The organism is Diplocloster modestus, assembly GCF_019042245.1.
GTDB classification, from domain to species: domain Bacteria; phylum Bacillota; class Clostridia; order Lachnospirales; family Lachnospiraceae; genus Diplocloster; species Diplocloster modestus.
Genome location: NZ_JAHQCX010000025.1, coordinates 1 through 23,486, shown reverse-complemented (window position 1 = coordinate 23,486; position 23,486 = coordinate 1). Strand labels below are relative to the sequence as shown.

General features: G+C 44.4%; 17 protein-coding genes. All 17 read right to left on the bottom strand.

Translation table 11 applies throughout. The features are described from left to right. Nucleotides 1–9: 9 nt before the first annotated feature. The 17 genes from KTH90_RS23040 to KTH90_RS22960 all read right to left on the bottom strand — a co-directional run bounded on the left by KTH90_RS23040 (nt 10) and on the right by KTH90_RS22960 (nt 22,373). Nucleotides 10–1,782, bottom strand: coding sequence for a hypothetical protein (locus tag KTH90_RS23040; protein ID WP_158350931.1), 1,773 nt, complete (start codon nt 1,780–1,782; stop codon nt 10–12). A 15-nt stretch (nt 1,783–1,797) separates the two neighbouring features. Continuing rightward, complete coding sequence (locus tag KTH90_RS23035; RefSeq protein WP_158350929.1) at nt 1,798–2,940, bottom strand: aminotransferase class V-fold PLP-dependent enzyme; 1,143 nt, start codon at nt 2,938–2,940, stop codon at nt 1,798–1,800. Nucleotides 2,941–2,952: 12 nt separating this feature from the next. After that, nucleotides 2,953–6,537 (bottom strand): hypothetical protein, encoded by a 3,585-nt coding sequence (locus tag KTH90_RS23030; protein ID WP_158350927.1) that lies wholly within the window; start codon nt 6,535–6,537, stop codon nt 2,953–2,955. Between the two features lie 3 nt (nt 6,538–6,540). Next, nucleotides 6,541–7,449 carry a DUF4007 family protein gene (locus KTH90_RS23025; protein ID WP_158350925.1) on the bottom strand — a complete coding sequence of 303 codons (909 nt, stop codon included), beginning with the start codon at nt 7,447–7,449 and terminating at the stop codon, nt 6,541–6,543. Then, the gene (locus KTH90_RS23020) at nt 7,439–9,187 is read right to left on the bottom strand and encodes a phosphoadenosine phosphosulfate reductase domain-containing protein (protein WP_158350923.1); all 1,749 of its coding nucleotides are present in this window, start codon (nt 9,185–9,187) and stop codon (nt 7,439–7,441) included. Before KTH90_RS23020 ends, KTH90_RS23025 begins: the two co-directional genes overlap by 11 nt. An 812-nt stretch (nt 9,188–9,999) precedes the next feature. Then, complete coding sequence (lysS, locus tag KTH90_RS23015) at nt 10,000–11,970, bottom strand: lysine--tRNA ligase (RefSeq protein WP_238727527.1); 1,971 nt, start codon at nt 11,968–11,970, stop codon at nt 10,000–10,002. A 13-nt stretch (nt 11,971–11,983) separates the two neighbouring features. Further along, nucleotides 11,984–12,466: a transcription elongation factor GreA gene (greA, locus tag KTH90_RS23010; protein WP_158350919.1), complete on the bottom strand. Its 483-nt coding sequence runs from the start codon at nt 12,464–12,466 to the stop codon at nt 11,984–11,986. 184 nt (nt 12,467–12,650) lie between these two features. After that, complete coding sequence (locus tag KTH90_RS23005; protein WP_158350917.1) at nt 12,651–13,568, bottom strand: hypothetical protein; 918 nt, start codon at nt 13,566–13,568, stop codon at nt 12,651–12,653. A gap of 452 nt (nt 13,569–14,020) precedes the next feature. Next, nucleotides 14,021–14,971, bottom strand: a complete 951-nt coding sequence (gene dusB, locus KTH90_RS23000) for a tRNA dihydrouridine synthase DusB (protein ID WP_275061486.1) — start codon at nt 14,969–14,971, stop codon at nt 14,021–14,023. Nucleotides 14,972–15,032: 61 nt separating this feature from the next. Beyond that, the gene (locus KTH90_RS22995; protein ID WP_158350913.1) at nt 15,033–15,806 is read right to left on the bottom strand and encodes a type III pantothenate kinase; all 774 of its coding nucleotides are present in this window, start codon (nt 15,804–15,806) and stop codon (nt 15,033–15,035) included. Nucleotides 15,807–15,811: 5 nt separating this feature from the next. Then, the gene (locus KTH90_RS22990) at nt 15,812–16,162 is read right to left on the bottom strand and encodes a DUF6145 family protein (protein ID WP_158350911.1); all 351 of its coding nucleotides are present in this window, start codon (nt 16,160–16,162) and stop codon (nt 15,812–15,814) included. A gap of 106 nt (nt 16,163–16,268) precedes the next feature. Continuing rightward, nucleotides 16,269–17,276, bottom strand: coding sequence for a biotin--[acetyl-CoA-carboxylase] ligase (locus tag KTH90_RS22985; RefSeq protein WP_158350910.1), 1,008 nt, complete (start codon nt 17,274–17,276; stop codon nt 16,269–16,271). 3 nt (nt 17,277–17,279) lie between these two features. Next, nucleotides 17,280–18,218 carry an ornithine carbamoyltransferase gene (gene argF / locus KTH90_RS22980; RefSeq protein WP_158350908.1) on the bottom strand — a complete coding sequence of 313 codons (939 nt, stop codon included), beginning with the start codon at nt 18,216–18,218 and terminating at the stop codon, nt 17,280–17,282. Between the two features lie 16 nt (nt 18,219–18,234). Next, nucleotides 18,235–19,410, bottom strand: coding sequence for a patatin-like phospholipase family protein (locus KTH90_RS22975; RefSeq protein WP_158350905.1), 1,176 nt, complete (start codon nt 19,408–19,410; stop codon nt 18,235–18,237). A 108-nt stretch (nt 19,411–19,518) separates the two neighbouring features. Beyond that, nucleotides 19,519–20,463, bottom strand: a complete 945-nt coding sequence (locus KTH90_RS22970; RefSeq protein ID WP_158350903.1) for an SPFH domain-containing protein — start codon at nt 20,461–20,463, stop codon at nt 19,519–19,521. Further along, nucleotides 20,445–20,912, bottom strand: a complete 468-nt coding sequence (locus KTH90_RS22965; protein ID WP_158350901.1) for an NfeD family protein — start codon at nt 20,910–20,912, stop codon at nt 20,445–20,447. Before KTH90_RS22965 ends, KTH90_RS22970 begins: the two co-directional genes overlap by 19 nt. A 207-nt stretch (nt 20,913–21,119) precedes the next feature. Further along, nucleotides 21,120–22,373, bottom strand: a complete 1,254-nt coding sequence (locus tag KTH90_RS22960; RefSeq protein ID WP_158350899.1) for a cell wall hydrolase — start codon at nt 22,371–22,373, stop codon at nt 21,120–21,122. Nucleotides 22,374–23,486 lie beyond the last annotated feature (1,113 nt).

Genomic DNA, 23,486 nt, shown 5'->3' with positions numbered 1-23,486 from the left:
CTTGGTAAATTAAGGCATAAAACTTAATTTACTACCATTGAAAGCGTAGCATCGAATCACTTGCCCTCGTGTAGTGTTTATCAAGATCCGCAAAATACAGTCATCTTTACTTTCCGGCAAATCATCTCCAAATTTGTCCAAAAGCAAGGCATCTAATTTTGCAATACCATGTGTAAGCGCAGGATTATTTTCTGATACAATCGCACCCTGAACCATATTTTCAAAGTATGTAAGCATCGGGAGCGTAAGAACAAAATCCTCATCTTTGACATGTAAATAAAGTACTTGCTTAGTCTCAAAATCTTCAAAGCAGTTATTTACCTGCTTCTGCCGAATGTCTAGGTCCATTTTAGATACAACGCCCAATACTAACATTACATTTTGGAAAACATCATTTTCTCTTCTGAGAGTAAGCGGCAAATCATTGGTATGATTGGGTAAAAAACCGGTATTTTTTATATATAAGGCCTGAAACAGCAACGCCTGAATCTTTCTCAAAACCGACTGAGGTTGCTTTGACGAAACCAACTTTTCATATAAGGTATAGAAATGTCCAAAAATCTGATTAAAAACATCTTCTTCCTTCTGGTCAGCACTATACACCAAGTAGAAGCGTCTAATAGCCTGCCGCATTTTGGCTTCTTTACTTTGTTCGGCAACCGAGAGAGCTTGTTCTTTCTCTACCACCTGATAATGCTTTCTATGTTTTTTTCTCAATGAATCAAGTATATCTGCAATATTAGATGTGAAGAAAGAATAATCATGATTTACGAAAAGCCTGTAATCCACATCTAATGAAATTCTGTCTAATCCTAATAAATTAATTTGAGCTATACCCTTAATCTGGGGACTGTATAACGCTTCATTCAGTCCATTATATCCAAAAAACAGATTGGCAAAGTTATAGTTGAAAAAAGGTTCCTTCAAGTAGTGTGATGAAATCTGTTGGCAAGTCAGATTGCCGGTAACCGCATAAGCAATCTGACCAACCATTTGGCGTATGGTCATCCGCTTATCATTTTCATAAAGATATCGATAATAACTCTTAACAAATGAAGCTACCCGATCCAGTTGTGCTTTGACACTATCCACGTTGTTTTTTATAGGGCACCTATCTTTACATGAACAAGACTGACACTCGTTCCAGAGTTGATCCGATAGTATTTTTTGTAATAAATCTTTAGAGAAGTTAACATTGTCCACGCGCGCTATGTTCACTAAGTAGAATTCAAAACCTTCAAGATTCATCATTTCATCCGAATTGGTATCCAGTTGAATTAAAAGTTTGGACCGGACCTCCATTTTTTCTTTGTCATCAAAAGCTAACAGATTCACTCTTCGGTTATATTCCGCAAGTCTTAAAAAGGTGTTTAAAAGGGGGCCGGTATTACTGATAAGCAGACTGCTTTTACCATTCTTTGGAGCTTCAAGCGCTTGTTTCAAGACCTTTTCTTGTTCTTGCTCCGCGATTTCACTCATATCCTTAACATAGAAAAAATCATCGTATTCCTTTTTCTGGACCAGGCCTTCTCCGTCGCGAAGCAGTTTCAAATTTTTTAGCACCTGGACTAATACACTTGTTTTTCCATCGCCAGCATGTCCAGTAAGAATAAATGATTTATAATTGTTTGTCTTAATGGTATTTGCAATATTCTGTCCAAGTTTGCGATCAATCTTTACCATATCGAAATAACTGCTTTTCACCTGGGTCTCTGCAAGTGATCCAGTCGAATTACCGCCAACATTATTGGTTGAATTCAGATAATCGACAAATCCATTCATTATTGCAAAACCTCCTTATAGTTCATCCACAGCATTAAGGATCGCTGCTATATCATTCGTATTATTAAAATATCCAACACTTACCCTAACGGTTCCTCCATATTCCATCGTCCCCAAAAAGTTGTGTATGTAAGGAGCGCAATGATATCCTGTACGTACTGCTATATCAAAATCATGGTTTAAAATACTTCCCATTTCTGATGCTGTGTAACCCTCAACATTAAATGATACAACACTCGAATGTCCTACTGGTTCTTGGGGCATATACATTTTGCATCCTCGTTCAGTTAAACCTTCGACTAATATATTCACTAATTCTTTCTTTTTTTCACCTATCTTTTCCATAGTCGTCTGATTCAGCCATTTAAGCGAGCTGTTTAAACTGGCCAAGGCAATGATATTAGGACTTGCAGGTTCAAAACGAACCGGAGAAGAATTCCCCATCGTTAAATCCAATGAATCAGAACCTGTTCCGCCAGTTATAATGGAGACTAGTTTGGGATCTCGCAAGGATATAAAGCCTCCTACCCCCCATGAAGCATACATGTTCTTATGACCGGCAAAAATCAAATAATCTATACCATCCCGCAACATATTTATATCTAATAAACCTACGGATTGTGCTCCATCAACAATGACTATGGCATCGTATTTCTTTGCCATAGCAGAAATCTCCTTTATGGGGATTACCGTGCCAGTCACATTGCTGACTTGATTTAAGAACACATAATCCGGAGGATTGCTCGAAAATAATACAGATGTTTTTTCATAATCAATCTGTTGACTTTGCAAATCAAATGGCAGCATACAAATTTTAATTCCGTACTTTTTCCGTATAAACTCTAATGGCCTGGCAATCGCGTTATGTTCAAAAGGGGTTATATAAACTGTTTTAAACTCATCCCAGTTCAAACCATATATGACTTCATTTGCCGCTATCGTGGCAGATGGGGTAAATATGACATTATTTGGATGTTCGATGCCGACAAGTTTGGCCAAGAGAAAACGCGTTTCATCCACAATTTTCATCGCTTCATTTGCTACCGTATAACTACCGCGCCCTATATTAACTGCCAGGTTTCGCTGAACATAGTCCACCGTTTGGTAAACTTCTTCCGGCTTAGGAAAAGTTGTCGCCGCATTATCCAAATATATCATGTCCTGCTCTCCTCACTGGATGATTTCGCTAATAAGTTTTGCGATAATGGCTAATTGCTCATTCGGTGATATCGCGCCGTTATACTCATCAAAAACTGCCTTAAGATTATTCAGCGCAGTATTGCCTAATAATGAAATTCCCGATTCGGAAAATGTCCTTTCTACCTTCATTCCTGGAAGATAGATTGACAATATGCAATCCTCCTTATCTGTTTGAGTATCCACATAATTGTTTATGGTATCTAGCACACGTTCAATTGACACCTGGAATTGCTCTGCCAACTGATCTGTCCAGTCTTCAATAGCCAGAGATACAAGCATCATTCCCAATTCATCTAAAAGCCTTTGGTCATCATACGAAGTCCAATTTTCAGCCAAGTCCAGCAGGGCATTTGCATCTGTATCGAATATATGATGTTTCGTAGATTCCGGAAGTTTATCAATCCAAATTCTGATCGCTTTCGATAAACTACCTGTGTATCCGGGCACAAATAATGTAATAAGATAGTTGATCATACTCTTTTTAAATTCTATTAAATGGTTATCCAGCAGATCTTTTATCCTTTTAATCTCAGATGCACATTCAGGCAGACTCCCAGACGCACTTAGTTTTGTTTTCCAACTATCAAACAGGACTTCCCTACAGTTCAGTTCAAATTTTAATAAATCATTCCGTACTACTTTCGTGCTGGGGTCTACGCAGGTTGAAACACCGTTGTTGTAATAGATCGTATACTTTTTCGTATATTCCGGTAAAGAACGCATCCATGTTTGCATACTCTTTACCACGGAAAAAATACGATTCGTTCCTGTATAGGAACGGTCCTCATAAGGCGCAAAAAGTTCTTGAAGGTAATACAGGAACTCTTCACGCTCTCTTGTTCCTTGCTCAAGCAAAAGAGAATAATCAGAAGGAGCATCATTCAATGCGCTAAGAGCCGAAGCTGTAAGTTCTATTTCTTTTTCCTTAAAATATAATACCACATTATCCTTAACCTTGCGAAGTACATATACGATAAATAATGGGATTACACCTTTTCGCATTCCGTAAGGTGGTTTTCTCAGGATCTCATATAACGGTTCAAATGTGCGCGCCTCTTCCTCACAACTATTGACAAAATCTTTGATAATCTCCATAACTTCATTAATTCCGTTATCCTGAACATGCTCTGATTCCGCCAGACCCGTAAAACTATACATAGCTTTAAAAATGCTGACCTCCGACTTTCCTTCTACAATACAAGGTATCGTTGTATCCTCTGCATGTTGTAATACCCAGTCAACCGCAATATTCCGCCCTGTTATATTTTGAGAATGCAAGACGGATTTATTTACCATCTCGTTATTGATAACCGGTGTCTTCGAATAGCGGAACATGCAAATTTTTGTAATTTCCTTATTTAGATCAACTTGTCTGAAAACGTCAAGCTGACCTTGACTATTAAAATATTGACTGTATAGAGAGCTTGGAGAAAACATCATGTCAATGGCGCTATTTACTTGTTTGCAGATATCATCCTCATATATCTGTATTTCTTCAAAATTATGAGGATCATTCGCTAAATCCGTTTTTTTAAGTTGTTTTATTGCAACTATTTTTTTGAGTAGATTTTCCACATCATACTGATATTCTGTAACACAAATCACAACTTCCGGTGTTGTCGTAAAACTCGAAATATGATCCAACACAGAATCTCGTTCCTGCTCATCTACAGCCAAAATGTAAGCTACGACCCCGTCATATGGGAAATCCTTTAACAGCTGCTCACCAGTTTTATAGCTAAGCAACGTCCTGGCTTCAAGATATATTCTCTTGAAGTAGCGGATCATCCCGAATCGGTCATTATACTCTCTGGGCATTATGTAACCTAGAGAGAAATCAGACTCTAATATATCACTCTTATTAATCCTGGATACTTTTGAGTTCACAAAATTCTCAACATTTTTTTGAACATCGACGCCGTTTGCAGTTAAAAGTACATATTCCGCCGAATCCCTTTGAGACAATATATGCCTTTTAAGTAATTCATAAACAGATTCGCTGAAGTCTTCATCCTCCATCATTAATGCTACCTTTATATGCGAAGGGATAGGCTTCAGCCGTTCATCCTGGATCATAGTAATCACAGCGATTGCTTTTAAGATTTTCCTCTGATTAAGATTCGTTACTTGACGCAATGCTGAATCCGTTTTTGCCCATACACTATGTACCGCCTGATTAAAGATTTCCTTTTTAAACAGTTCTTGGAAGTAGTCATAGATAAGGTCTATCGTTACAAATTCTATTCCCGCTCTTTCTGTTACAAGGAATTTCGGTAAAGAATATTCATCATCTTTTGCTAAAAACGTAAAAAGTGTACGTTCATTTTGGCCCACAAGTCCGCTGATGTGAAACAACGAAAATGTACTCAGTGGCGCAAGTGGAAAGCATCCCTTAACAACGTTCTTTTCATAAGATTCAGTTGGAATCTCACTAAAAACATTTACAACTGCTGCCGCTTTAGCAGCTTTTATAAACTGCAATGGATAATCTTCTACCAGCTTATCAAATGCTGCTTTTTTGGGTATAGCATTCGCGATTAATTCATAACTTTGTTCTGATGAACTAACATACTGGATTTTATTGAATCTCCCTTCTACCGTTTTAAAACTATCGCTGGAAGAATAATCTAAAATATCCTTATGAGTGATACAAGTAAAGTGGATTTGGTGATGTCCGCTTCGAGTCGCTACCTCAGCCATGTCTTGAATAATTTTAAAGTTTAGCATCTTACTGGCATCAAGATTTGCTTCAAGAAATTTACTAAATTCATCAAAAATAATATTAATACCGGTATACACCGTTTGTTCACAAAGCGCTTCTACAACAGCCATATACAGCTTGACAACATCCATATTCGTAAGCGGGTTAAATGTTGTTCCAACAGCAACAGCCGGATATATTTCACAAAATTTTAAATAAGCTTTTTGATCAAATTGTTTTAAACCAATATAGAGAGACTCAAAGCTCTGTTTGTATTTCTTAAGCTCCTTCGTTAATTGACGAATAACATCTGGATATGATGTTTTCCATTTATCAAGGATTTCAACTGCGGAGTCAAAATATGTTTTCGGCAACAGATAATCTAAATCCGCTCTTTCCAACGCCTCTTTAATGGCAGCTAAAAAAGCCTGATTAATATCGGTAGAGTTGCTATTAATAATTATCGGTAAAGTTCGAACTCCGTTTTCCACTACTGCTTTAGCCAGAACCCCAACCTCAGCGTCGATACCGGCAATTTTGTCACAAAGCTCAAGCTGAACATGTTTAGCCTCTTCTTTGGTATACGTTTCAAACAGAAATAAATCCATCGACGTCAGAGCCGCCAACACCAGGAGCAAATGGGACTTCCCCCGACCATAAGGACCGATTAAAACGCTGGCGCGGTTTTGCGTCTCCTTATTAAAGTAAAAGGATCTCAAAAATGTCCCTAATATTTTCACAGATTGCTCCGTGGGAATATAACTTCTTACCTTCTCTATTTTATTGAGATCATATTCAAGATTAATCGAGGTTTGAAACTTCTCATTTATCTCTATAAAATCACTGTACTTCATATCTTACCTCATCTGGGCCTTTTTATAGTATTCAATCAGTATATCTGATGGTTTGTATTTATTATTCAGGTAGACCATATCGAGTCCTGCGGTCCTATTAATCGTCACATATCCCGCAACCCTGAGTTCATCTAAATACTCGTTAATTTTAACCCTGTTTAGATTAAATACATGTCCGATATTATTCGGTGCATTCTCCAAATCACGGATGCTAACCGAATTTCTCCCTTCTGGGATATTCATGGAAATAACATATAAAACAGCTAATTTATCAAGTAGATCTGTAACCGGAGAAGTTTTAATATATGCTTTATTATCACTGGGACTTTTGTCTATCAATCCAAGTACCGTTAACGGGCAGTGTAAGTTTTCTTCAGGGTCATCGATTTTCGTCGGCGAAAGATACATTTTTAAAATATAGTCGCAATCAGACTTCAAAGACTCTTCAGAAAATGTTGCACCTTCCTCCATTTTTTTTTGAAGTAAATTTGAACACATAGAAACTAAATCTTCTTTAGTAAAATCGATGCCCGAAAACTCATTAAAAAATATATTCCAAACAATACAAAGCGCCTGATTGGATACAATGTGGTAATGTAGAATAAATAAAGTAAAAATATCATCGAAATATGGATCATATTGAAAAACAATTTCTCCAAAATTCTCAGTTAAATAAAGTTCTCTCGCCCGACTGTTGTTTATATATTTTTCTTCACACAGCCCACAAGCTTTCAGCCAAAATCGAATAGAGGAAACCATTTTGCTGCCTACGCCTAATTGTTCCATCACGTTATCTCTGGTGAACAACATGGGATCCTGCGCAATACATCGCATTCCCTTCCGGAGCCACCCCTCGCGAAAATTAAAAGACGCATTCCCTTTCAGTGTTACCTTTTTCAATTTATCTTTCATTTTCAGAATATCCCTTTCCTCTGGGCAATAGTACCTTTCTCATATAGCAGCCGCCCGTGTAATGATTAATGCACTTAAAGCAATGAACACATTTATCCGCATCAACTTCATAGCGGTAATCCGTATCTGATTCACCACATTTGACAAGCCGAATCGCTCCATATCTGCATACATTTTCACAGGCATGACATCCGGCGCAAAGCTGAAATTTGGTAATCTGGCATTTAAATTTCAACTCAATTTCAACGGTTTTCGTCCTTGCCGCAATCGGGGTACTAAGAATAGAAATTCGCAGTTCATTCGTCCCCAGTCTGCCCTGTAGCTTCATAAGCGGCTGTTTCGTTTTTGCGTCTAATACGTACACTTCGCCTAAACGGGACTTTCCCATGTCAAAATTCAATTCCCCAAATGGTTTGAAGAATTCATACAGCTCTTTTGTAATCGGTTTATTTAAAATATAATGAAAGCTTTTCGCATCGGTGGCGCATGGTTTGAAATCTATTGCAACATTCTTACTCAATTCAATGCCCGCGCCGCCTTGCCGCGCTTTCCAGCCGCCACTATTCACATAATCTTCTGGGTCCTCTTTTCCCATTTTCGTGGCAAAGTTCAAAAGTATTTCATGGAACCGCTTAGATTGATCGGGCATATATATGCCGGCAAGGAACTGCGACCATTGACTGTTATTCGGACAACACCAGCATCCTACTCTGGTGTAGCCCAAACGGTAAGCGTCGTTAAAATCAATATTTGTCGTTACTATGTACAGCCAAATATCATAATCGAGCCAGTCAATGATTGGGGACACAACCAGCTGTTTACTGATTTTCTTGCCAACAGAGGATCTCTCATAGTTGTTTCTGCTTGACGATTCACTTCTGCGAATACCATAGAACGTTAGTATCGTATTGAGATCCCCAAACGTTTTCTTGATTTTGTCTCCAATAAAACCCGTTTTGAATATTGTGCAGCACCAGCGCAATGTACGGCTCGGCGGTCCAAATGTCTCGCATAAATGAAAAAAGTCCTGTTCTTTGTTCTCTGTGAGAAGAACTGGTGTTTTTCTATTAGCCTCCCGAAATCGCTGCAAATATTTGTATGTCTGAGGGAATTCTAGTGTCGTATTTCCAAATATATGTATGATGGACGGCGACCCTAATGCCTTTCGCACCAAGTCGCTTACCACTGTTGAATCCTTCCCCCCCGAAAAAGAAACAAAGGCTGCATTCGTATTCCCTTTAAGAAAACGCTTGGAATGCGCCTGGATAAACTGCTTTGCCTCAGACGATATAAAATTATAGTGATCTGCGTTCGCAAGAATCCAGCGTTTTATGAATATGTCAAAATATTCATAACTATTTTGATCTCTATAGTTTTCAAGCTGTTCTCTAATATCATCCGGGTTTAATTCTTTAACCTTAGAAATGGAAAATGAAAGCTTCTTCCCGTTTACGTAATATCTATTACCAACACCATTCCAGACAGAATCTTTTAAGAAAGCCAGCGGTTTATCAATTAGAATTTCTAATAATAATCTTTCTTCCGGAAAGACAGGCCTAACATCCGAAGTCAAATATTTGCCAGGCGAATGACAGATTGGACATTCTTCGTCATAGGTCGGAATTTGGCAATTTTCACACCAGTAAATCTTGCTTTTAACTTCAGTTCTTTCTCCACAGACGGGACATTCACTTTTACCGGCATCAAGGTTACACTTTTTACAGAAGTATTTAATCATTGTCCCACCTTAAATTCGTTTCAAATTTAATAATTATATACTGATCATTATACAGGATACTTTATTTTCATCCATCATATTTTATACAAACTCAGGAATATCCCCAAGCCCAAAATTAAGAATCTTACACATTCTGCGAAGCACTTCAATAGATACAACATTGACATACTACTCTATACCCCTTAATCATAAAAATAATAGGGGAAACACCGACACTACAGGATTGAAAAATATATTTAACATTATACCACGGGGATATTTAACAATCAATTCTGTTTGCAAATAGAATCACGATGGGCAGCAGATTCCTTCTGAAGCCTCCCCAGGAATCTTTCACCATATCTGTTCGCTCTATATTCAAACGTCACCATGTAGTTATCCTTCTACCGTCTACGTTCTATAAGCTTCATATCGATTCTACCAGCCAAAATCAATATTTTATCATTTTTGGCTAACAGAAAAATTTAAAAAGCGTAACATTCTATGTACACTTCAGTAGGCCCTGTGCCTTCTCCGCTTTCTTAATCTCCACATCTCCAAATACATAATTGAAACGATAAAGTCCTCCATTCGTCTGCACACACCATATCTTGAATGCTCCAGTAAAGCTTTTTACCTCCTACGGTTTGCTATTGTCAATATAACATGAACTCCCCGTAAACAGCTTGCACTACTTTATAATACAGGTAATAAATGTAATAGCTATCCTTCCTGCCATTCTCCGTTAACAAAAAAAACGAGCCACCTGGCAATTTAATCACCAACCGGCTCGTCTCCACCTATTCCTTTAAATAAACTTTCAAAACCAAACTTTAATACAACTTCGCTCCAGCCGGAATACAATCATCCACCATCAGCAGATTCAGTCCTTCATGGCCATCTTCCTCATGAACTGCGGAAATCAGCATCCCACAGGAATCAATCCCCATCATTTTTCTCGGCGGCAGATTCACGATCGCGATCGTTGTCTTACCGATCAGTTCTTCCGGCTCATAATAATCATGAATTCCGCTTAAAATCGTACGATCCGTACCGGACCCATCATCCAGCACAAACTGTAGCAGCTTCTTGCTTTTCGGAACCGCAGCGCAGTCTTTGATCTTCACCGCACGGAAATCCGACTTGCTGAAAGTCTCAAAATCCACCTGCTCTTCAAAAAGCGGTTCAATCTTAACCTTAGAAAAGTCGATCGCTCCCGGAGCTTTTTCAAATACTTCCGAAGCTTTTACAGTTGCCTCCGAAGCATATACCGCTTCTTCCGGAGCTGCCTTTTCCGCCTTCTTAGGCGCATCGGAACCGCCGATACTCTTCATCGTCGGGAACAGCAATACATCCCGGATCGCCGAAGAATCCGTCATCAGCATACACATCCGGTCAATACCATACCCAATCCCACCCGTAGGCGGCATACCGATCTCCAATGCGTTCAGGAAATCCTCATCCGTATGGTTGGCTTCTTCATCACCCTGAGCCAGTAATTCCTCCTGTGCCCGGAACCGTTCTCTCTGATCGATCGGGTCGTTTAACTCGGAATAAGCATTCGCCATCTCCCACCCGTTCATAAAGAACTCGAACCGCTCCACATAATCCGGATTCCCGGGTTTTCTCTTGGTAAGCGGTGAGATCTCCACCGGATGATCCATCACAAAGGTAGGCTGAATCAGATGCTCCTCCACATATTCCTCAAAGAACATGCTTAAGATATCGCCCTTCTTATGGCGGGCCTCGAAAGCAATCCCTCTCTCTTTCGCCAGCGCTTTCGCCTCTTCCTCGGTCTGAATCTCGTCAAAATCAATACCCGCATATTTCTTGACAGCATCGACCATGGTGATCCGTTCAAAAGGCTTACCCAGATCCATCTCGACCCCGTTATAAACGATCTTCGTGGAACCCAGCACTTCTTGGGCCACATACCGGTACAGGTTCTCAGTCAGGTCCATCATTCCATTATAATCCGTATACGCCTGATATAGCTCCATCAGGGTAAATTCCGGGTTATGCCTGGTGTCCAGTCCCTCATTTCGGAATACCCTTCCGATCTCGTAGACTCTCTCCAGTCCGCCGACAATCAACCTCTTTAGATACAGTTCCAGGGAAATCCGAAGCTTTAAGTCCTCATTCAGCGCATTAAAATGCGTTTCAAAAGGTCTGGCCGCCGCGCCGCCGGCATTGGATACCAGCATGGGTGTCTCCACTTCCATAAAGCCCTGGGCGTCCAGGAACCTGCGGATCGTACTGATGATCTTCGACCGTTTGATAAAGGTATCCTTGACCTCCTGGTTCATGATCAGATCCACATATCTTTGGCGGTAACGGATGTCCGTGTCCTTTAACCCGTGGAACTTTTCAGGCAGAATCTGCAGGCTTTTGGACAGAAGGGTCACTTGTGCCGCATGGATGGAGATCTCTCCGGTCTTAGTGGTAAAGACCTCGCCTTTAATACCCACAATATCTCCGATATCAAATTTCTTAAAATCTTTATAGGCCTCTTCCCCTATGCTGTCTCTGGCTACATAAGACTGAATATTACCCTTAAGATCCTGAATATTGCAGAAAGACGCTTTTCCCATCACACGTTTGGACATAATACGGCCCGCTACGGATACCTGCGTTCCTTCCAGCGTATCATAGTTTTCCTTCACTTCCAGGGTATGATGTGTGGCATCATATTTCATGATCTGAAATGGGTCTTTTCCGTTCGCCTGTAATTCTTCCAGCTTTTCCCGGCGGATCTTCCGCAGCTGATTGATGTCCTGTTCCTGTACATTCTTTTGTTCAGCCAAAATTTTTCACTCCTTAGTTGGATCTCTGGATTTCTAATATTTTATATTGGATACAGCCGGCCTGGGCTTCCACGGATACCGTTTCGCCAACCTTAGCGCCCAGCAGTGCTTTTCCTACCGGGGATTCATTGGAGATCTTACCCTCCAGGCTGTTGGCCTCTGTGGAACCTACGATCTTGAACTCCATCTCTTCCTCGTACTCCACATCGTAGACCTTTACCTTACATCCTACGTTGATCTTATCCAGATCCACTTCATCTTCCACGACCACTTCCGCGTTCTTGAGAATTTTCTCGATCTCTTCAATTCTGGCCTCGATATCCCTCTGTTCGTCTTTGGCTGCGTCGTATTCCGCGTTCTCAGACAAATCCCCCTGCTCTCTGGCCTCCTTGATTTTCTGTGCTACTTGTTTGCGTTTAACTACCTTCAGGTCCTGAAGCTCTTCTTCCAGGCTCTTAAGACCTGCATAAGTTAGTAGGTTCTTCTTTTCTTCCATGTAATCTACACCCTCCTGTATCTATCTAACTTGATGAATTTTATTCCCGCATCTGCTCTGTATAAGCTGGGCGGCGCCCCTTCCGAAAGAAAGGCCGGCGGTAAATAGTTACTCTGGACTTAATCCATAACTATTTTAATTTACTTTAACAATCATGATATTATAGCCTATAGACCAACCCTTGTCAAGCCAATGTTTGTACACTTAACCTTCGTATCTTCAGATGGAACTCTTCTATCTCCAGGCGCATGCTATCCAGCTCACATTTGCTGATCCAGGTGCACTCCCCGCAAAGAGCCGCCTGAAGCAGGCGGTTGTCGATGATCTTATCCCCGTCCGCTATATCAAAACGGTTATAAAAAGTGATATCCCGCCGTTTTGCCATGATATCCCGCCGCTTTTTCTCCATACCGGTCAGGTCCAGCACAACCGCGTTCTCCGGATAATACCGGTAATCCCGGTCCGCTTCCTTGTTTAAATCCAGTACCACATTTCCCTGGATCTGACCATACAGCGGTTTTGTAAGTACGCTTGCCATCAGACCGGTCTGGGCATACAGCTGCTCTACATACTCCTCAAAGAATTCGGGCCGGCTGGTTAGGACCGTCAGAAAATTCAGGTCCTGTCCAATCTGCGCCAACACGTATTCCGTATCCGAGTCACCGGAGTCCACCACGACAGGCTTGAATCCTCTCCGGTCTATATGATGCCTGTGACAGACCCAAGCTGTCCCTTCCCGGATCATGAGGTAGGGAAGCAGCCGGCCGTCGATCAGCAGCGAATCGTCCAGATAGGGTTCCAGCTTCTTTTCCACCACGATATTTTGCACGCCTTCCCGCATTATTATACGGTTTAAAATATTGGTGATATCTTCCTTTGGGAATTTTTTCAATCTCTCGTATGTATAGGGGAGCGTCAGCTTCTGCCCCTCCACTTTCAGTACTTCCATCTGTTCTTTTTGCACCGGCAGTTTTTTGTAAAAGTACTTTTCCTGAAAATATGTCCTGAGCTTTCCCGGAAGCCATTCCAGATAAGCAGGGACCGGAATTTCTTTCTTCTGCCCGGCCGGTATCAGATACGTGTAAGCATAGCCGTTCATCATTCTATCATGCCCCGGATCGTTTTATTACTGCTAGTATATTTGTCCTTTGCTGATTATATGTGCAGAACGTGCGTTTTATTATATGGGCCGGGATTGGTGCGGCGGTTGGGGCTGGTGCGGCCTGGTCTGCCGGGATGGAATTCCTGTGGTCCAAAAAGCAACCTCATGGACAGCTCCGTGAGCCTCTGAGGGCAGTGAGAATGTCGGCGTGTGAGCCTCCATTCTCACTTGAGTCTCACTCCGCTATTCGGCCATGCTTTTTGGACCACAGGAATTCCATCCCGGCAGACCAGGCCGCACCAGCCCCAACCGCCGCTTCAATCCCTGCTTTAATTATGGCTTTGTGGGATGTATAGATGCAGGGTTTATAATATTTCATATTTTATAGCAGTTTTCTAAATTAATAGAATGTTAAGGCTGGATATTTATAGCTTTATTCTTTTGATGTTTATTCATAGGTATGACAGAAGATGTTTTAGGTCGTCCAGAGTTTCCATGTCGTTGGAGCGGCGGCGCAGGTCGGCGGAGTGAGGGATTCCTGCGGTGTACCAGGCGACGTGTTTGCGCATTTCGCGGATGGCGGTGTTTTCGCCTTTGTATTGGCAGGCCAGGGTGGCGTGGCGCAGGATCATGGTTTTGATTTCTTCCTGGGTGGGTTTGGGGATGGTTTTTCCGGTATCCAGGTAGGTAAGGATCTGGCGGAAGAGCCAGGGATTGCCGCGGACTCCGCGGGCCAGCATGAGGGCGTCGCAGTTGGTTTGGGTCTGCATCTTTAGGGCGCTCTCAGGGGTGGTGATGTCGCCGTTGCCGATGACGGGGATGTTGACGGCCTCTTTGACCTGGCGGATGATGTCCCAGTCGGCTTTGCCGGAGTAGTATTGTTCCCGGGTACGGCCGTGGACGGCGATAGCGGCGACACCACAGGATTCCGCGATTTTGGCGATTTCCACAGCGTTTATGTGGGCGTCGTCGAAGCCTTTTCTTATTTTTACGGTGACCGGTTTTTGGATGGCCTTTACGGTTCGGGTCAGGATCTGCTCCACGAGAAGGGGATTTTTCATCAGGGCGGATCCTTCGCCGTTGTTGACTACTTTGGGTACCGGACAGCCCATGTTGATGTCCAGGATGGAGAAGGGCAGGGATTCGATTTTTTTGGCCATCTCGCTTAGGATGACAGGGTCGGAGCCGAAGAGCTGGAGGGATACCGGGGGCTCGTCGGGATGGATCCGGAGCAGGTTTTCTGTATTTTTATTTTTATAGAAGATGGCTTTGGCGCTGACCATTTCCATACACAGAAGGCCGGCTCCCTGTTCTTTGCAAAGCAATCGAAATGGCAGGTCTGTTACCCCTGCCATTGGCGCTAAAATCAAATTGTTCTCAAGCTCTACATTTCCGATGAGCAGTTTTTTCTTTTTGTCGACGGAATAGGGTTCTTTTTCCGTTTGGTCTGGTGTGTAGGTTTGGTTATCTGTTTTTACATTTTTCATAGATTAATCTCAATCCCTGCAGGGTCAGCATTGGTTCGTATATGTCGATGCATCCGGTGCTGTCGGCGATCAGTTTGCCCAGGCCGCCGGTGGCTACCACTTTTACATTGGTCAGGCCGGACTCATCGATCATGTGGCGGATGATGTATTCGGTCTGGCCGATGTGGCCGTATACCAGTCCGGCCTGCATACTGGAGATGGTTTCTTTGGCCAGGATGGAATCGGGTTTCTTGATCTCGATCTCCGGGAGCTTGGCCGCGTCTTCCCACAGCGCTTTTGCGGAAATACGGATTCCGGGGGCGGTGACGCCGGCGATGAAGGCTCCTTCTGCGGTGATCAAGTCGTAGGTGGTGGCTGTGCCGAAGTCCAGAACCAGAACCGGCCCGCCGTATAGTTCATAGGCGGCCACCGCATCCACGATCCGGTCAGCGCCGATTTCTTTTGGATTTTCGGTTACGATTTTGATTCCTGTTTTGATCCCGGGGCCCACTACGATCGGGGTTACTTTGAAGTATTTGATGATCGCGCTGGTCAGGGAGTACATGATATCCGGTACTACGGACGCGATAATAATATCGGTGATATCTGTTACTTTCAGGTTCCGGTGTTCCACCAGATTGCAGATAAAGATTCCGTATTCGTCGGATGTCCTGGGCAGCTTGGTCGTCATCCGGAAAGTACCGATCAGCTCATCGTCGTCGAATACACCGAGGGTGATATTTGTATTTCCCACATCGATTACTAACAGCATATATCTTACTCCTCCTCTTCGATATCGATTCCCTGTCCCAGAAAAAATACTTTGTAGAACAGTTCCAGCGATTCCAGAAGGTCCTGCCTGGTCCGCTGTATGTCTTTGATCTTAAGGGCGCTGCCGATCTCGTCGTACAGCAGATCCCCTTCATCCGCGTCCACCACAAATTCCAGGGTCCCTTCCTCCGTGAAACGCAGTGTCAGAATCCCGCCCACGTCTTCCGTAAACAGGACACACATGATTTTTAATTCGTCTTTGATGGAGTCCGGCAGCGCTTCGAATTCCTCATTGAGATAGTATTTTCTCTCGTAGGCACTTGCGCCGCACAGGACCATATTTTCCTGTTGTTCCATGAAAATTCTCCTTATATGTCCGCAGCTACCACCTTTCATCAAACGGTTACGGCGTTTTTCTCAGCTCTAATTAAGTACTCGATTTATCTATTTAAGCGTCTGGGCTTTAAATATATCCATAGATTCCACGAACAGACACCTCTCCGGCATATACCTTCTGAAGCGTCTTGTCCTCTTTTTCCACAAGAAGCTCCCCGCGCTCATCGATGCCTCTGGATATGCCGCTGTATTCTCCTTTGGGTTCCATCACACGGACCATGCCGTCTTTCCCCACCAGAAGTTCATTGTAAATGTCCTTCAGGCCGGACAGATCCAGATCCTTTTGAAAAATTTCATAATCCTTTTCAAACCAGTTCAGGACACGTTCCGCCACCGCGGCACGGGAAAATGTCCTGTCTGCCTCGATCTGCAGCGAAGTGGCCGTCTGCGCGATCTCATCCGGGAATCCGTCGATATTTACATTGATGCCGCAGCCAATCACGATATGATGAATGTAGTCCACTTCCGCGCTCATCTCTGTCAGGATGCCGCAGACTTTTTTCCGGTTCACCACCACATCGTTGGGCCACTTGATGCCCGCTTCCAGGCCGGTGGCCTCGCGGATCCCCATGGCCACGCTGTGAGCCATGACCAGCGTCAGCATGGGCGCGCATTCCGGCATGAATTCCGGTTTCAGGATCAAAGACATCCAGATCCCGCTGCCGGGAGGCGAACACCAGGTTCTGCCGCGTCTTCCCTTGCCAGCTGTCTGGATCTCGGATAATACCACCGATCCGTTCTCCGCCCCATCCATGGCCAGCTGTTTTGCCCGGTTGTTGGTAGAATCCACGGTATCATAAGCGTAAACTTTTTTGCCAAGCCAACGGGTTTTCAGGCGGCTTTCCAGTTCCTCCGCCGACAGTGTCTCCGGCAGGGACAGCAGCCGGTAGCCTTTATTCTGCACCGCCTCGATCCGGTAACCGTCTTCCGTCAGTTTCTGAACTGCTTTCCACACGGCTGTCCGTGAGATCTGCAGACGCTCACATAGCTCCTGGCCGGATAAATAGCCCTCTGTGTCCCGCAGCGCCGCCAGCACTCTGCTTCTGGTTGTACCACTTCTGGTTGAGCCGCTCATGCTTTATCTCTCTCCCAGAGTTGCCACCATGACTGCCTTTATGGTATGCATCCGGTTCTCCGCTTCATCAAATACCACAGACGCAGCTGATTCGAATACCTCTTCCGTCACTTCATTGCCTTTTACTGCCGGCAGGCAGTGCATGAAGATCGTTGTCTCTTTCCCGGTCTTTTCCATCATGGTTTTATTGATCTGATAGGGTTTCAGCAGGCCGACTCTCTCAGCCGCCTTCTCTTCTTCTCCCATGGAACACCATACGTCCGTGTACAGCACATCGGCCCCCTGTACGGCGTCCACCTGGTCGGTGACTTCCACTGTGCTTCCCGCCGCTTTGGCATAGTCCTGGCATAACTGTACCAGATCATCCGACGGCCACAGGCTCTTCGGAGCCACGATCTTACAATTGATCCCCAGTTTACCGCAGCCGATCATCAGGCTGTTGGCCATATTATTTCTCCCGTCTCCGAGATATGCGAAGTTCAAGCCCTTCAGATAGCCGAAATGCTCCTGCATGGTCAGGCAGTCGGCCAGGATCTGGGTCGGATGATAAGTGTCGGTCAGTCCGTTCCATACCGGCACGCCGCTGAACTGTGCAAGTTTCTCCACAGTTTCGTGTTTAAATCCGCGGAATTCGATACCGTCAAACATACGTCCCAGAACCCGGGCCGTATCTTCCACACTTTCCTTGTGTCCCAGCTGGATATCATCCTTTCCCAGATATTCCGGGTGGGCTCCCTCATCCACACAGGCCACCGTAAACGCGCATCTGGTTCTGGTTGACGGTTTTTCAAACAGCAGCGCTATATTTTTACCTTTCAGGCTTTCTCCTGTCTCTCCCTGTTTTTTCTTCGCTTTCAAATCAGCTGCCAGGTCGATCATATATTGTATCTCCTCCGGCGCAAAATCTTTCAGCGTTAAAAAATTTCTTCCTTTTAAATCCATGATTATGTTCTCCTTCCTATTCTTCCCCCGGTATGTTCAGTATCAGATAGACGAATACCGGAATTTCTTCTAGCGTGTCTAATTTTCCGGCTCTGCTCCGGATCAGCTCCAGGAGTTCCGTATCGGTATAAATCTTATATTTCTGAACCCGGAACAACTTGGCTGTCGCTTCCATCATCGTGAGATAAAGCTCGTCATAGGTCCAGCATTTCTCAAGCTTTAACTCCGATGCGATCACCGGCAGGATCACTTCAAACAGGTTCCTGTGAAGCAGTACCGGGTCCTTATCCAGTTTATAAGCCTCCGATACGAATCGCAGCGTCTCCGGCCTCAAATCCACCAATTGCTTTAAATAATAACACTCTTCCTGCGTTTGATCAATATAGTAAATCATTCCTTTCAGTCCATAGATCAGCCGCTTCGCGTCATAATACCCGATTTTCATATTCCGAACACTCTTGCGGTGGTCAAAATCCAGAATATTTCCCAGATGAACCCGGGGTTCGATGCTGTAGATCGTTGTATCCTCTGGGATCTTCACCTTCTTCTCCCTGCCCGGCCCGAAGATCCGGATCATGATGATATCCTTATAATCCCGGTTGATCAGTGACGGGAGCGGTACGTTGTTAAACATGCCCCCATCCATGTATACCTTTCCATGGAGCCGTTCCGTTTTGAACACCGGCAGATAAGCGCTGGCGATCAGCAGGTCGTTCAGCATCCCCTGAGGAATATCCTCGATCCCCAGATCCAGCTCCTTTAACTCGGAGATGGAAAACGTAAGCAGATAAAACGCCACAGGACTTTTCCTTATATATTCCTCATCCACATTTTCTTCGATCAGATTGCGTAGTGGCGTGATATCCGCTCCGCCGTCCTTCAGCAAACGCATCATTTCCTTCATGGCCTCTATGGGCTCTGCGGTCCCCATGAATATCTGCGACATCAGGACATCATCCACATCCATAACCTGGGAATAAGACACTTCCCTCCACAGATGCTCCGCCTTATCGATATCCCCCATACAGATCAGAGCCCCGTTTAGCGCGCCCACCGAGGTGCCCGCCACCGCGCTGAACTTCACTCCAGTCTCGGCCAAAGCCCGCCAGGCCCCTATCTGGTAGGCCCCTCTGGCGCCTCCGCCCTCCAGTACGAGCCCATACTCTTTCGTCAGATCTATCACCGGTACCATAATGCCGCCTCCTTTACGCGCAAATATACAGACTACTTCGGAATCTAAAACAGGGGCGTCCCAAAATATGCGGCTGCAAATTTCGGAACACCCCTTTAGCTCTCGTTTTTATTCCGGTATTTTGTCACCGGCAACCTCGGTAATCGATTTTACCAGCCCTGCAATTCCCTGAATCTCGGATGGAATGATAATCTTTGTAGCTTTCCCATCTGCAGCCTTGGCGAATGCTTCCAGGCTCTTGATCTGGAGAACCGCCTGGTCCGCGCCGGCATCCTTGATAAAGCGGATACCATCGGCATTGGCCTTCTGCACCTTCTCGATCGCAGTCGCCTGGCCTTCCGCTTCCCGGATGGTCGCTTCCTTCTTCGCTTCCGCACGCAGGATCGCGGACTGTTTCTCCGCCTCCGCCTGCAGAATTACAGATTCCTTCTGGCCTTCCGCCACCAGGATCGCAGACTTCTTCTCACCTTCCGCACGGAGGATAGACTCACGGCGTTCACGCTCTGCCTTCATCTGTTTCTCCATGGCATCACGGATCGCATCCGGAGGAATGATGTTCTTCAGTTCCACACGGTTTACTTTAATGCCCCACGGGTCCGTGGCCTCATCCAGAGACTGTCTCATCTTAGCGTTAATGATCTCTCTGGAAGTCAGAGTCTGATCCAGTTCCAGATCGCCAATGATATTACGGAGCGTCGTAGCGGTCAGATTCTCGATCGCCATGATCGGATTCTCCACACCATAAGCAAAAAGCTTCGGGTCCGTAATCTGGAAAAATACGACCGTATCAATTCTCATGGTAACATTATCCTTCGTGATAACCGGCTGCGGCGCAAAATCCACGACCTGTTCTTTTAAGGTCACCTTTTTGGCTATACGGTCAATAAACGGTACTTTAAAGTGAATACCGACGCCCCAGGTACCCTGATAAGCCCCCAGACGTTCCAGAACCCTGGCCTGAGCCTGCGGCACAATCTTTACACAGGATGCTAAAACAATCAGTAATATTATAACAATGGCTACAATTAAAATTCCTACTCCTGTTCCTGGCATGTTGATTCCTCCGTTTTCTTTTCTATTTTTTCTACTATGAGCTTCACTCCCTCAATAGCGTTCACCGTTACGATCTCATCTTTCTCGATCATAACCGCGTTATCCGTAGTTCTGGCCGTCCATACTTTCCCTTTCAGGGAGACAGCCCCTAATCCGTGTATATTATCGATCGTCTCCAGCACAACGCCTTTCTCGCCGATCAGACTATCCACATTCGTTTTCTCCCGATCCTTGTTAAAATACCGTACCGCGATCGGCCTTGTGACAAACAGTAAAAATAGTGATACCATAAAAAACAGGGCCAGCTGAATACCCAGATTCGCTCCCAGCGCCGCTGCGATAAAAGCTACCAGCGCACCGCCTGCAAACCATATCGTAGTAAGCCCCAGCGTAATGATCTCAATGATCAATAGTACCACAAATAAAGCCAGCCAAATAATTGCGTCCATGTCCATCGCTCCTTTCCCCTTATCTTACTATAATTTGTTTTGAATTACAATATTTTTAAATAAGACTTTCCATAAATGGGAGGCCGGAGATATCGGAGTGTTTTTTATTTCAGCAGGAGCACTTTCCACTGAAATAAAAATAACCCTATATAAACCAGTGTTGGTTTATATAGGGTTTCCAATTTTATAATTTATATTTCGAAGCGTTTACCAAAAAACATGATTTCCGATCACGGTTCCATCTGCTCCGGAACTTACGGGACGGAACTGGGTCGCTCCTCCTACGTTATCGGCTCCGCCGATGGCCGCCTGTGCTGCTTCCATACAGGAACCGCTGGGTCCGTTGGCGATGATGCTCTGCATGCGGTCGCTGTGTGCCGGAGGGAACTGTCCGCTCTGGTATACCACTCCGCTGATGGATCCCGGATATCTGCCGCTTCGTACACGGTTCATAACTACGCTGGCCACACCGAGCTTGCCTTCGTAACTTTCATTCCCCGCTTCCATTTGGATGATGGCGGCCAGTATGGTCGCTTCATCTGCGTTTGCGGATACGGCTTCTTTCTGCGTTACATCTTTACCGTTCTGTTTTGCCTTTTCTGCCTCCGCAGCCCTTTGCTCTTCTGCGATCTCTTCTACGGATTTCGCTTCACCGAGCTGTACTTCTACGGTAACATATTCTTTTGCTACATAACCGGTCTGCTCCGATCCGAATTCTACGGTTACCCACTCATCATTCTGCTCGGTAACTGTATACTGCTGTCCATTTGCCGCAAGTCCAAGTACGGATGCTTCCGTGCTGGCCTCGGAACGAACTTTCAGAGTTTCGGTATTGACCGTCGCCGTTGTAACTGCTTCTTCTTCCGCTAAGACTTTCGCCTCATCGTCAAATGCTACATAATCATTCTTTACATAGCCTTCCACCGACCCGGACGTGATCTTCGTCCATTCATCTCCCCGCTCCAGGATGTCTGCCGCTCCGCCCTTAAATAACTTTCCGACCAGCTCTGATTCTTCACTGGCCTCTGCACGGATATTCAGCGACTCGTCCACTTTCGCCATCAGGCGGGCGGACCACTCGGATGCCTCTTCTGCCTGCCCTTCGGCCGGCGCATCCACTGCTCCTGCCACGGTCCCGCCTGCCGGATCACCCGTTCCTGCCGTTGCCGGAACCTGAGCGTCCTGGGGAGCCGGTGTGCTTTGCGCTAGATCGGCGGCCACCCCTGCCTGGGCCATAACTTTATCACCGTGATCTGTCTCTGGCGATGCGGTTGGATTGATTTCTGGTGTTGCAGTCGGTAGTACCACAGTTTTCGGCGTAATATCTGATGTGCTGACCGAAACCAGATCTCTCTGGATTCCAGCCGCTCCCCCGGATGCCAGTGCTTCCATAGATGGAACCACAAAGCAGGATGTACAAACCATCACACAGGCCAGGGTTTTCGTCCATTTCGCTTTCATTGTGTCCTCCTGAACAATTGCGTTTTTATTACAATTGTTACAATTTTATTAAATTTATTACGGACTTATAATAGCAAAGTTAAATTTATTTGTCAAGGGGTGATTATCTACAAAAAATGAGCTGTAAATTTAGGAGCTGTGAAAAAGGAATTCCGGCTGAATCAGAGAACGAAGGCAGACCGGGTGGGAATAACCTGCTCTTTTCCGTGTCGGACTGGTGGTTGGGGGGGTATGTTTGAGATTGAAAAAATGGGGATAGGGAGGTGGTTTTTGGAGGGTCTTGTATAATTTGGAGTATGAGATTTTTAAGGGTTTTAGAGAAACTTTGGCGAAATGCAAGAGAATGGGCGATAATTATTTTTTATCGCAATTGTCTAAGACAGATAGTGAAAGGCCCAAAATTTGGGCCTTTGTCAACTGTTTACATAATTTGGAATTTAAAAGTAATTATCTCGCCTTATTTTTTCTTTCTTGAAAAATATATCGCTATTCCGGCACAGCCAAGTGCAACAACTATAAAGGCTATGAATGCTATTAACAAGAAACCGGTTGCCATTTTTTATCCTCCTGTATTCATTTTTTACGATAAGCCTTACCGGCTGCCGTTCAGACTCCGATCTGTATGGTGTGTAAACAGCCAGTGAAACTTTTTAATCGCTGCTATTATCTCTTAGGATTTTTTATACTATTTTTTTCTATAAAGAATTTTTGCACTATTTAGGATATAAATTACAAGTCTTATGACTGTCTGTGCGGATAGCGCAAGCCCAAGCGTCAGTTAACATAATAATGCTTTTTATTATTCTGCAGCATGACCCGATTTTTTAAATTGACTTTTTATAATAGGAAGAAACACCTGTTTATATAATACTTATATGTCATCTTTTTCAATCAATTGATTATCTCATCTAAGCTATGTTCCCCCCCTTGAGACTGTCCGAAAACCAGGGCGCAGCCCGCCAGGTGTCCGCTCTGTACGGACGTATCCTATGGGGCGCTCGCCAGGGAAAGCGGTGTCTATGGGCCTCTTCCTCATATAAGGCGCCCGTGTGAAATCTTAATGAAATCGGGCCGTCCGGTTGTGGGCGAAAGACTGCGTTCCGTGCAGTCTTT

Bases quoted from the DNA above. Each gene is read 5' to 3' on its own strand.
- KTH90_RS23030 (WP_158350927.1), bottom strand. From the start codon at position 6,537: ATGAAGTACAGTGATTTTATAGAGATAAATGAGAAGTTTCAAACCTCG.
- KTH90_RS23005 (WP_158350917.1), bottom strand. From the start codon at position 13,568: ATGATGAACGGCTATGCTTACACGTATCTGATACCGGCCGGGCAGAAG.
- KTH90_RS22995 (WP_158350913.1), bottom strand. From the start codon at position 15,806: ATGCTGTTAGTAATCGATGTGGGAAATACAAATATCACCCTCGGTGTA.
- KTH90_RS22975 (WP_158350905.1), bottom strand. From the start codon at position 19,410: ATGGTACCGGTGATAGATCTGACGAAAGAGTATGGGCTCGTACTGGAG.
- KTH90_RS23035 (WP_158350929.1), bottom strand. From the start codon at position 2,940: ATGATATATTTGGATAATGCGGCGACAACTTTTCCTAAGCCGGAAGAA.
- KTH90_RS22960 (WP_158350899.1), bottom strand. From the start codon at position 22,373: ATGAAAGCGAAATGGACGAAAACCCTGGCCTGTGTGATGGTTTGTACA.
- KTH90_RS23040 (WP_158350931.1), bottom strand. From the start codon at position 1,782: ATGAATGGATTTGTCGATTATCTGAATTCAACCAATAATGTTGGCGGT.
- KTH90_RS23020 (WP_158350923.1), bottom strand. From the start codon at position 9,187: ATGATTAAATACTTCTGTAAAAAGTGTAACCTTGATGCCGGTAAAAGT.
- KTH90_RS23025 (WP_158350925.1), bottom strand. From the start codon at position 7,449: ATGAAAGATAAATTGAAAAAGGTAACACTGAAAGGGAATGCGTCTTTT.
- KTH90_RS22970 (WP_158350903.1), bottom strand. From the start codon at position 20,463: ATGCCAGGAACAGGAGTAGGAATTTTAATTGTAGCCATTGTTATAATA.
- KTH90_RS22990 (WP_158350911.1), bottom strand. From the start codon at position 16,162: ATGGAACAACAGGAAAATATGGTCCTGTGCGGCGCAAGTGCCTACGAG.
- greA (WP_158350919.1), bottom strand. From the start codon at position 12,466: ATGGAAGAAAAGAAGAACCTACTAACTTATGCAGGTCTTAAGAGCCTG.
- KTH90_RS22965 (WP_158350901.1), bottom strand. From the start codon at position 20,912: ATGGACGCAATTATTTGGCTGGCTTTATTTGTGGTACTATTGATCATT.
- KTH90_RS22985 (WP_158350910.1), bottom strand. From the start codon at position 17,276: ATGAGCGGCTCAACCAGAAGTGGTACAACCAGAAGCAGAGTGCTGGCG.
- argF (WP_158350908.1), bottom strand. From the start codon at position 18,218: ATGGATTTAAAAGGAAGAAATTTTTTAACGCTGAAAGATTTTGCGCCG.